The following is a 1,060-nucleotide window of genomic DNA, read 5'->3' as shown; positions in this document are numbered from 1 at the left end:
CACCCGCAACGTGCAGTTGACCGCCGCCGGTGCCGAAGCGCTGCGCATCGCCGAGCAGATCCTCAGCGCCCACCGGGCCGGGATGAAGGAACTGGACCGCTTCCTGCTCGGCGAGTCCGGCACCGTCGCCGTCGCCACCCTGCCCTCCGTCGCGGCGGTGCTGCTCCCGCAGGTCATCTCGGGCTTCCGGCAGGACCGGCCGCGCGTGGCCGTACGCCTGCTGGACGGCTTGGAGCGCGCGGTGCTGAACCGGGTCCTGTCCGGCGACGCGGACTTCGCGATCACCACGGTCGGGGTGCCCCCGGAGCGGCTGGAGCACCGGCCCCTGGTCCGGGACCGTTTCGTCGCCGTCCTGCGCGAGGACCACCCGCTCGCCGAGCACGAAGAGGTCGGCTGGGCGGACCTGGCCCGCGAACCGTTCCTGGCCGTCGGACGCGACTCGAGCGTGCGCCGGCTGACCGATGCCGCGTTCGGCCAGGTCGACGCGCACGCCGTACCCGCGGCGGAGGCCGGCAGTGTCGCGACCGTGGGCGGACTGGTGGCCGCCGGCCTCGGCGTGAGCGCGCTGCCCGCCCTGGTGCTGCCCCTGCTGGGCACCGGGCCCTTCGTCTTCCGGCCGCTCGTCCACCCCGTGGTCGACCGGCGCCTGGACATCGCCCTGCGCGCACGGCGCACGCTCCCGTGCGTGACCGAGCGCTTCCTGGAGACGCTCGAGGATTTCCGTGCCCAGGGCAAGGAACTGCCGCCCGGGGTGTCCTGGGCCTGAGCCGTCCCGGAAGCCATTCATGCGCACTCCGCATTGATTGATGGCTTTCTTTTGCTGGACAGGCATTTCTCCGCCTCGGCAGTCTGAAGAACCAGCAGCTGAGCCGAGGGGACGCATCCGTGTCGGACAAGGACAAGCCGAACGCCACCGGGCAGGGACAGTTGCGCGGGCTGAAGGTGGTCGAGTTCGCCCATGTGGTGGCCGGCCCGCTCGCGGGCTCGATGCTCGCCGACCAGGGCGCGGACGTCGTCCATGTCGAACCCCCGGGCGCGGGCGACGCCGCCCGCGCGATGG

2 protein-coding genes are annotated in these 1,060 nt (G+C 72.7%); both read left to right on the top strand.

The features are described from left to right. The coding region (locus ACFTZL_RS45090; RefSeq protein ID WP_382596489.1) for a LysR substrate-binding domain-containing protein at positions 1-766 on the top strand (766 nt) is incomplete at its 5' end. Positions 767-987: 221 nt separating this feature from the next. Then, positions 988-1,060 (top strand): CoA transferase (locus ACFTZL_RS45085; protein ID WP_382596492.1); only part of this gene is annotated, 73 nt, incomplete at its 3' end.

Origin of the sequence: Streptomyces sp. NPDC056948 (genome assembly GCF_042674225.1) — a bacterium.
Taxonomy (GTDB): Bacteria; Actinomycetota; Actinomycetes; order Streptomycetales; family Streptomycetaceae; genus Streptomyces; species Streptomyces purpurascens.
This window is presented reverse-complemented; position numbering and strand designations above follow the sequence as displayed.